Source organism: Micrococcus sp. LASM2_SD2 (assembly GCF_057364565.1).
The window spans coordinates 1-8,933 of record NZ_JBNFOB010000078.1 but is presented as its reverse complement, the minus strand read 5'-3'; the positions used below and the strand labels follow the sequence as shown (position 1 = coordinate 8,933).

The 8,933-nt window shown below is 67.7% G+C and carries 8 protein-coding genes and 1 pseudogene; all 9 read left to right on the top strand.

Annotated elements, in window-relative coordinates; all coding sequences use genetic code 11:
* Nucleotides 1-445 precede the first annotated feature (445 nt).
* The 9 genes and pseudogenes from nrdH (at nucleotide 446) to AC2W7A_RS05915 (ending at nucleotide 8,848) form a co-directional block, all read left to right on the top strand.
* Entirely contained in the window at nucleotides 446-691 is a 246-nt protein-coding gene (gene nrdH / locus AC2W7A_RS05955) for a glutaredoxin-like protein NrdH (protein WP_485990543.1), read from the top strand.
* Nucleotides 692-708: 17 nt separating this feature from the next.
* Nucleotides 709-1,176 (top strand): class Ib ribonucleoside-diphosphate reductase assembly flavoprotein NrdI, encoded by a 468-nt coding sequence (gene nrdI, locus AC2W7A_RS05950; protein ID WP_485990541.1) that lies wholly within the window; start codon nucleotides 709-711, stop codon nucleotides 1,174-1,176.
* Nucleotides 1,176-3,343, top strand: a pseudogene (nrdE, locus tag AC2W7A_RS05945) (class 1b ribonucleoside-diphosphate reductase subunit alpha). Before nrdI ends, nrdE begins: the two are co-directional and overlap by 1 nt.
* A gap of 246 nt (nucleotides 3,344-3,589) precedes the next feature.
* Complete coding sequence (gene nrdF / locus AC2W7A_RS05940; protein WP_485990539.1) at nucleotides 3,590-4,573, top strand: class 1b ribonucleoside-diphosphate reductase subunit beta; 984 nt, start codon at nucleotides 3,590-3,592, stop codon at nucleotides 4,571-4,573.
* Nucleotides 4,574-5,081: 508 nt separating this feature from the next.
* Nucleotides 5,082-5,987 (top strand): MetQ/NlpA family ABC transporter substrate-binding protein, encoded by a 906-nt coding sequence (locus AC2W7A_RS05935; RefSeq protein ID WP_485990538.1) that lies wholly within the window; start codon nucleotides 5,082-5,084, stop codon nucleotides 5,985-5,987.
* Nucleotides 5,988-5,990: 3 nt separating this feature from the next.
* On the top strand, nucleotides 5,991-7,085 hold the full coding sequence (locus AC2W7A_RS05930; protein WP_485990537.1) for a methionine ABC transporter ATP-binding protein: 1,095 nt from the start codon (nucleotides 5,991-5,993) through the stop codon (nucleotides 7,083-7,085).
* Nucleotides 7,082-7,759 carry a methionine ABC transporter permease gene (locus AC2W7A_RS05925; protein WP_485990536.1) on the top strand — a complete coding sequence of 226 codons (678 nt, stop codon included), beginning with the start codon at nucleotides 7,082-7,084 and terminating at the stop codon, nucleotides 7,757-7,759. Before AC2W7A_RS05930 ends, AC2W7A_RS05925 begins: the two co-directional genes overlap by 4 nt.
* 88 nt (nucleotides 7,760-7,847) lie before the next feature.
* A complete protein-coding gene (locus AC2W7A_RS05920) occupies nucleotides 7,848-8,714 on the top strand; it encodes a thioesterase family protein (protein ID WP_485990535.1) in 867 nt (288 codons plus the stop codon).
* Nucleotides 8,711-8,848 (top strand): hypothetical protein, encoded by a 138-nt coding sequence (locus AC2W7A_RS05915; RefSeq protein WP_485990534.1) that lies wholly within the window; start codon nucleotides 8,711-8,713, stop codon nucleotides 8,846-8,848. Before AC2W7A_RS05920 ends, AC2W7A_RS05915 begins: the two co-directional genes overlap by 4 nt.
* Nucleotides 8,849-8,933: the final 85 nt, after the last annotated feature.

Genomic DNA, 8,933 nt, shown 5'->3' with positions numbered 1-8,933 from the left:
GGCGGGCGGTGCCGTGCCGGAGCACGCCGCCGAGGTGCCCGGCCGGGCGTGACGGCCCCGGGGTCCGGGCGGGGCCCTTAGCCTGTCCGGCCCTACATCTAGTGTCCGGAACATGCAGACACGCCGAGGAACTGAGCCGTCGAACACGCGGAAAGGGGTGTGCAGATGTGCACGCCGTCCGTCCACCGCTTGTGGACAGCGCAGGGGTGAGGCGGCTCGATCCGCGTGTTCGCGCGGATCGTGTCCCGCGCCGCGTGTGGACGGCGTGTGGAGAGAGTGTGAACGGTGAATGACATCCGTGTAAGCACTACATCTAGGGATGCTCGCTCCCATCGATCACCACATGTAGTATTGACGGGAACGAAAGCACGAACCCCCGGATTCGGTTCCGGGACCGGTCTGCGCCCCTGTCAGGGGAGGCCGGACGACAAGCAAAGGGATGCAGATGACCGTCACCGTCTACACCAAGCCGGCCTGCGTGCAGTGCAACGCCACCTACCGTGCACTGGACAAGAAGGGCATCGCCTACAAGACCGTGGACATGTCCCAGGACCCCGAGGCCCTGGAGCAGGTGCGCGCCCTCGGTTTCATGCAGGCGCCGGTCGTGATGACCGAGTCCGACTCCTGGTCCGGCTTCCGCCCGGACAAGATCGAGGAGCTGGCCCAGGCCTCCGCCACCTCCGTCGCCTGATCGGCGGCGCCGCACCGATGACCCGAGGCGCCCAGGACCCGAACCACATCCGGTCCGCCGCAGCACAGGGACTGGTCCCCACGGACGCCCGGCTCATCTACTTCTCTTCGGCCTCCGAGTACACGCACCGATTCGTCCAGAAGCTCGTACTGCCCGAGGGCACCGCGGCACGGCTCCCCGTGATCACCAGGGAGCGGACCCTGGGCGCCACCGCCCCGTTCGTCCTGCTCACCCCCACCTACGGCGGGGGAGACGGCAACGGGGCGGTCCCCAAGCAGGTGATCAAGTTCCTCAACGTCGAGGGGAACCGGAAGCTGATCCGCGGCGTGATCGCCAGCGGCAACACCAACTTCAACGAGGGCTACTGCCTCGCGGGGTACATCATCGCCCGCAAGTGCCAGGTGCCCCTGATGTACAAGTTCGAACTCATGGGCACGCAGGACGACGTGACCCGCGTCCGCGAAGGATTGGAAGGGATCTTCTGATGACTGTCACCGAGCAGGACCTCATCCAGCAGGCGAAGCACCTGCCGCCGGAGTGGCAGGGCCTGGGCTACCACGAGCTCAACGCCATGCTGAACCTGTACGGCGCGGACGGGAAGATCCAGTTCGAGGCGGACCATGCGGCCGCCCGCCAGTACTTCCTGCAGCACGTCAACAACAACACGGTCTTCTTCCACGACCTCGAGGAGAAGCTGACCTACCTGCAAGAGAACGACTACTACGAGTCGGAGACCTTCGCGCAGTACCCGTTCGAGTTCGTCCGGTCCCTGTTCGACCGCGCCTACAAGGCGAAGTTCCGTTTCCCCACCTTCCTGGGCGCGTTCAAGTTCTACACCTCCTACGCGCTGAAGACCTTCGACGGCAAGCGCTACCTGGAGCGCTACGAGGACCGCGTCTCCGTGGTGGCCCTCCACCTCGCCCAGGGCGACCAGGCCATGGCCGAGCACCTCGTGGACGAGATGGTCGCCGGCCGCTTCCAGCCGGCCACCCCCACCTTCCTCAACGCCGGCAAGAAGCAGCGCGGCGAGCTCGTCTCCTGCTTCCTGCTGCGCATCGAGGACAACATGGAGTCCATCGCCCGGGGCATCAACTCCGCCCTGCAGCTGTCCAAGCGCGGCGGCGGCGTGGCCCTCTCGCTGACCAACATCCGCGAGCACGGCGCGCCCATCAAGCAGATCGAGAACCAGTCCTCCGGCGTCATCCCCGTGATGAAGCTCCTCGAGGACTCCTTCTCCTACGCCAACCAGCTCGGTGCCCGCCAGGGCGCCGGTGCCGTGTACCTGCACGCCCACCACCCGGACATCCACCGCTTCCTGGACACCAAGCGGGAGAACGCGGACGAGAAGATCCGCATCAAGACCCTCTCGCTCGGCGTGGTCATCCCGGACATCACCTTTGAGCTCGCCAAGCGCAACGAGGACATGTACCTGTTCTCCCCGTACGACGTGGAGCGTGTGTACGGCAAGCCGTTCTCCGAGATCTCAGTCACGGAGAAGTACCACGAGATGGTGGACGACGCCCGTATCAAGAAGACCAAGATCAACGCCCGCGAGTTCTTCCAGACCCTGGCCGAGATCCAGTTCGAGTCCGGCTACCCGTACATCGTGTTCGAGGACACCGTGAACCGCGCGAACCCGATCGCCGGCCGCATCACCATGTCCAACCTGTGCTCCGAAATCCTGCAGGTCTCGTCCGCCTCGCACTACAACGAGGACCTGACCTACGCCGAGGTCGGCGAGGACATCTCCTGCAACCTCGGCTCCATGAACATCGCCAAGACCATGGACTCCCCGGACTTCGGGCTGTCCATCGAGACCGCGATCCGCGCACTCACCGCCGTGTCCACCATGTCCGACATCCAGTCGGTCCCCTCGGTGGCCAAGGGCAACGAGCGCTCCCACGCCATCGGCCTCGGCCAGATGAACCTCCACGGCTACCTCGCCCGCGAGCGGTGCACTACGGCTCCGAGGAGGGCATCGACTTCACGAACATGTACTTCTACGCGGTGCTGTTCCACGCGCTGCGCGCCTCGAACCGGATCGCCATCGAGCGCGGGCAGCGCTTCGGCGGGTTCGAGGACTCGAAGTACGCCTCCGGCGAGTTCTTCGACAAGTACACCGAGCAGGAGTGGAAGCCCGCCACCGAGCGCGTGGAGCGCCTCTTCGCGGACGCCGGCATCGACCTGCCGACCCGTGAGGACTGGCTGGAACTCAAGGCCTCCGTCATGGAGCACGGCATCTTCAACCGCAACCTGCAGGCCGTCCCGCCGACCGGCTCGATCTCCTACATCAACAACTCGACCTCTTCGATCCACCCGGTGGCCTCGAAGATCGAGATCCGCAAGGAGGGCAAGCTCGGCCGCGTGTACTACCCGGCGCCGTACCTGTCCAACGAGAACCTCGAGTACTACGAGGACGCGTACGAGATCGGCTACGAGAAGATCATTGACACTTACGCGGCGGCCACCCAGCACGTGGACCAGGGCCTGTCCCTGACCCTGTTCTTCAAGGACACCGCCACCACGCGTGACCTGAACCGTGCGCAGATCTACGCCTGGAAGAAGGGCATCAAGACGATCTACTACATCCGACTGCGCCAGCTCGCCCTCGAGGGGACCGAGGTCGAGGGCTGCGTCAGTTGCATGCTCTGACCAGCCGACCCTTCGAGGCGGGAAATCCCGCGTATTCCGCGCTTCTGAGCGCGCTTGCACTGGATTTCCCGCCTCGAAGTGGGGCGGCGTACCCGGACGGGGAGGGCCGACGAGGTCGTGACCCCGGCCCCGTCCGAGTGGCTGCCGCTGCCCCCGCGGGCCTAGACTGACCCGGACCCGCGCCCCGTTGACCGTGCTCCCGTGAGCCCCCGGAATCCGCGGATTCTCAACGAATTCTTCTGAAGGATGTGCCCTGCCGTGACCGAGACCCAGCAGTCCCACCTCGTCGAAGCCATCAACTGGAACCGTATCCAGGACGAGAAGGACGTCGAGGTGTGGAACCGCCTCGTCAACAACTTCTGGCTGCCGGAGAAGGTGCCGCTGTCCAACGACGTGCAGTCCTGGTCCAACCTAACCGACGACGAGCGACTGCTCTCCATGCGCGTGTTCACCGGCCTGACCCTGCTGGACACCATCCAGGGCACCGTGGGCGCCGTCTCCCTCATCCCGGACGCCATGACCCCGCATGAGGAAGCCGTCTACACGAACATCGCGTTCATGGAGTCGGTGCACGCGAAGTCCTACTCCTCGATCTTCTCCACCCTGGCCTCCACCAAGGAGATCGACGAGGCCTTCCGCTGGTCCCGGGAGAACGCGAACCTGCAGCGCAAGGCCGAGCTGATCGTGGAGCGCTACGACGGCGAGGACCCGTACAAGAAGAAGATCGCCTCCACCCTGCTGGAGTCCTTCCTGTTCTACTCCGGCTTCTACTGGCCGATGTACCTGTCCAGCCACGCCCGCCTGACCAACACGGCGGACCTGATCCGCCTGATCATCCGTGACGAGGCCGTGCACGGCTACTACATCGGCTACAAATACCAGCGGAACCTGGAGACCCTGCCGGAGGAGAAGCGGGAGGAGCTCAAGGCCTTCACCTACGAGCTGCTGTTCGAGCTCTACGAGAACGAGGTCGAGTACACGCACGCCCTCTACGACTCCGTGGGCCTGGCCGAGGACGTCAAGAAGTTCCTGCACTACAACGCCAACAAGGCCCTGATGAACCTGGGCTACGAGGCGATGTTCCCGGCCGAGACCACCAATGTGAACCCGGCGATCCTCTCCGCCCTGTCCCCGAACTCGGACGAGAACCACGACTTCTTCTCCGGATCCGGCTCCTCGTACGTGATCGGCAAGGCCGAGAACACCGAGGACGAGGACTGGGACTTCTGATCCCGTCCGCCTGAGCCCCGTCCCGACGCCGGCCGGTCGCCTCCCCACGGAGGCGCCCGGCCGTCGTCGTCTCGCGAGGGGCATCACACGTCGACACCCGAGCCCCGCACTATGACGCTGCGTGTCACCGCCCTGCCCGATGGGGCGCACACGCTGCGATAGGCTCGGGCCCAGCTTCAGGAGAAGCGGCTGTGGACCCCGCCTCGGCGGGTCCACGTGGTCCCACGATGAGCCGCTCGCCAACCCCATGTTCACGGGTGGCAACGGACCGAGAAGCGGCCCGCCTCCGCTGCGTGCAGACCCCTCGAGGGGAGCCCGCGGTGACTGGGGGACGGGCAAGAGCAGCGTTCGAAAGGATCCCGGCCTCCGGCTCGGGGCGTCTCTCGCCCCAGCCCGCCGTGCTGTGCCCCGCGGGGGATCACCCACCGCACGGCCCACCCCGCACCCTTCCGCACCCGCCGTGCCCACCCGCGCCGGCGACGTCGCACCGTCCTCCAAGGAGAACCCCATGACGACCCCCTCGAACATCTCCCGCCGCTCCTTCGCCGGCCTGTCCCTGGCCGCCGTCGGCGCGCTCGCCCTGACCGCCTGCAACTCGCAGGCCGAGAAGAAGGGCGACGACGGCGCGCAGACCGTGCGCATCGGCGTCGTGTCCGAGAACGAGACGCACCGCGCCCTGGTGAAGCTCGCCAAGGAGAAGCACGGCATCGACGTCGAGATCCGCAACTTCACGGAGTACACGCAGCCGAACCCGGCGCTGGACAACGGCGACATCGACATGAACTGGTTCCAGCACATCGCCTACCTGGCCGACTACAACCAGGCCTCCGGCAAGGACCTGACGCTGATCGGGACCACCGAGATCATCCCGCTGCCCCTGTACTCCAAGAAGTACAAGGACGTCTCCGAATTCCAGAAGGGCGACACCGTCGCCATCCCGAACGACACCGTGAACCAGGCCCGTGCCATCAACGTGCTCGTCGCCGCCGGCCTGCTGAAGCTGTCCAACGAGACCATCCGCCCGGAGCCCAAGGACATCGACGAGGCCGCCTCCACCGTGAAGGTCCAGACCGTGGCCGCCCAGCAGACCGTGAACGCGCTCGAGTCCGTCCAGGGCTCGGTCATCAACAACACGTTCTCGGCCGACGCCGGCATCGACACGAACACCGCCCTGTTCAAGGACGACGCCCAGGCCGACTCCGCCAAGCCGTTCGTCAACGGCTTCGCCGTGCGCCGCGCGGATCAGGACAACGAGACCTACAAGAAGGTCGCGGCCCTGTACCACGAGCAGGCCGTGCTGGACGAATCCGCGAAGCTCTCCTCCGACACGAGCGTGCCGGTGCAGCTCGACGCCGCCCAGATCGACGAGACCCTGAAGCAGTACCAGGACGCGATCGCGAAGCAGGGTGCCTGATCCATGGCAGGTTCCCATACGTCCGACCGTGACGCGGTCACCCCGGGGCGCCACTCTGAGGGCGCCCCGGGAGAGCCGGTCATCGTCTTCGACCACGTCAGCCGCGTCTACGCCGCCAAGAAGGGCCGCGGTGTCACGGCCGTGGACGACGTCTCGCTCACCGTGAACCGCGGCGAGGTCTTCGGTGTGATCGGCTTCTCCGGCGCCGGCAAGTCCACCCTGATCCGCATGATCAACGGGCTGGAGAAGCCGACGTCGGGCACCGTCACGGTGCTGGGCCAGCAGGTCTCCCACCTGTCCGAGGCGAAGCTGCGTCCGCTGCGCACCCGCATCGGCATGGTGTTCCAGCAGTTCAACCTGCTGACCTCCCGCACGGTGGCCGGGAACATCGCGTTCGCCCTGGACACGGCCGGCTGGCCGCGGTCCAAGCGCCGCGCTCGCGTGGCGGAGCTGCTTGAGTTCGTCGGCCTGGCGGACAAGGCCAAGCACTACCCGGAGCAGCTCTCGGGCGGCCAGAAGCAGCGCGTCGGCATCGCCCGCGCCCTGGCCGCCGAGCCGGAGATCCTGCTCGCGGACGAGGCCACCAGCGCCCTGGATCCCTCGACGACGCACGAGGTGCTCTCCGTGCTGCGCCGCGTCAACGAGGAGCTCGGGGTCACGATCGTGGCCATCACCCACGAGATGGAGGTCATCCGCTCGATCGCCGACCGCGTCGCCGTGATGGACACCGGCCGCGTGGTGGAGTCCGGCAAGGTCTACGACCTCTTCTCCCGGCCCGCCCACTCCGCCGACGCCGCGTCCTTCGTGGCCACGGCACTCAAGGACCGGCCGAATGCCGAGGAGGTGGCTCGCATCCGAGCGCGCACCGAGGGTCGGCTGATCATGGTCTCGCTCAAGGACTCCGCCGCGGTCTCGGCCGTGCTCGGCACCGCCTCGACGCGCGGCGTGGGCTTCGAGATCGTCCACGGCGGCATGTCCGCCACCAAGGACTCCGCGTACGGCCTGCTCACCGTGGCGCTCACGGGCGAGGCCGCCGCGGTGGACGCGTTCGTCGCGGACCTGGCCGGCGCCGGGGACGTGCAGGAGGTGCACCAGTGATCGACCGATTCCAGAACCTCGACTGGGGGTACTACGGCCCCGAGCTGATGACCGCCGTGGGGGACACCCTCTACATGGTCGGCTGGGCCTTCATCCTCGGCGGCATCCTCGGCCTGCTGGTCGGGCTCGTCCTCTACACCACGCGTCCGGGCGGCATCTTCGCCAACCGCGCCGTCTACCTGGTCACGAACTTCGTCGTGAACCTGATCCGGCCCATCCCGTTCGTCATCCTCATCGCCGCCCTGCAGCCGCTGACCATCGCGGTGCTCGGCAGCGGCATCGGCAACACCGCCGTGGTGTTCTGCATGATCTGGGCGTCCACGTTCGGCATCGCCCGCATCGTGGAGCAGAACCTCGTCTCCCTCGACCCCGGCGTGATCGAGGCCGCCCGCGCGATGGGCGCCTCCCGCATGCGGATCGTGCGCACCGTGGTGCTGCCCGAGGCCCTCGGCCCGCTGATCCTCGGCTTCACGTTCGTGATCATCTCGCTCGTGGACATGTCCGCCATGGCGGGCATCATCGGCGGCGGCGGCGTCGGCAACTTCGCCATCGTGGAGGGCTACAACCGGTTCCGTCCGGAGGTCACCTGGCTGGCCGTGATCGTGGTGATCGTGCTCGTCCAGGCGCTGCAGCTGATCGGCAACGGCATCGCCCGCAAGGTCATGCGCCGCTGAACCCCGGCTCGGCCCACGCCATGACGGCCGGTGACATCCCCGCGGGGATGTCACCGGCCGTCGTCGTCGTTCTGGCAGACTTCGGCCCATGACTGACATCACCTCCACCGCCGCGACCTCCGTCGCCGACGATCCCCTGGCCTTCTACGTCCGCCTCGGCGAGCCCACCGTGGACGCCGACGGCGTCCGCACCTCCCGCGTACGCTCCACCGTGCACGCTCAGGGCGCATGGCGGGAAGAGGAGATGCACATGGCCGCCGTCTCGGGCCTGCTGCTGCACGAGGTGGCCGCGCACGAGACCACCCCCGGGCTGCGGGTGGGACGGCTCTCCTACGACATCCTGGGCACGCTCTGGTCGGGCGAGCTCGAGGTGGTCACGCGCACCCTGCGTCCGGGCCGGACCATTGAGCTCGTCGAGTCCGTGCTCCACGCCCGGGGCCGCACCGTGCTGACCCTGCGCGCCTGGCTGCTGTCCACCTCGGACACCTCCGCCGTCGCCCAGCTGCCGGACGAGCCCCTCCCGCCGCGCTCGCAGGCGCAGGCGCACAACGCGCTCCACGGATGGGGCGGCGGGTACATCGCCTCCCTCGACGGCGTCATCCTGCCCGGCCACGGGCCGGGCCACGGCCGGGTGTGGCTCACCACGGACCGCGAGATGGTGGCGGGGGAGAGCACGAGTGACCTGGTGCGCCTGATCAGCCTCACCGACGCGGCCAACGGGATCGCCCCCGCCCTGCCGGCGAAGCCGGGCGGCTGGTTCTTCCCCAACGTGGACCTGCAGATCCACCTGTACCGCGAGCCCACCGGCCACTGGCTCGGCCTCGCGGGGCAGGTCACGGTGGGCCCGGACGGCGTGGGCCTGACCAGCACCGTCCTCCACGACGACGACGGCCCCTTCGCCCACGTCGAGCAGACCCTCACCCTGCGCTCCTGGCCGGCCGAGGGCGGCCTGTGAGCGCAGCTCCCCGGCTGCGCTGGGCCGTGCAGGAGCGGACCCTCGGGGCCACTGAAGACCTCGACTGGGCCATGGGCGAGCTGGCCGTCTTCCGCGCCGCAGCGGCCGAGGGGAAAGGCCCCTCGACGATCTGATCCGCGTCTACGTGCCCGAACCGACGGTCGCGTTCGGCCAGCGGGACGCGCGGCTGCCGGCTTCGAGCGCGCGCGCGGCCGGCGC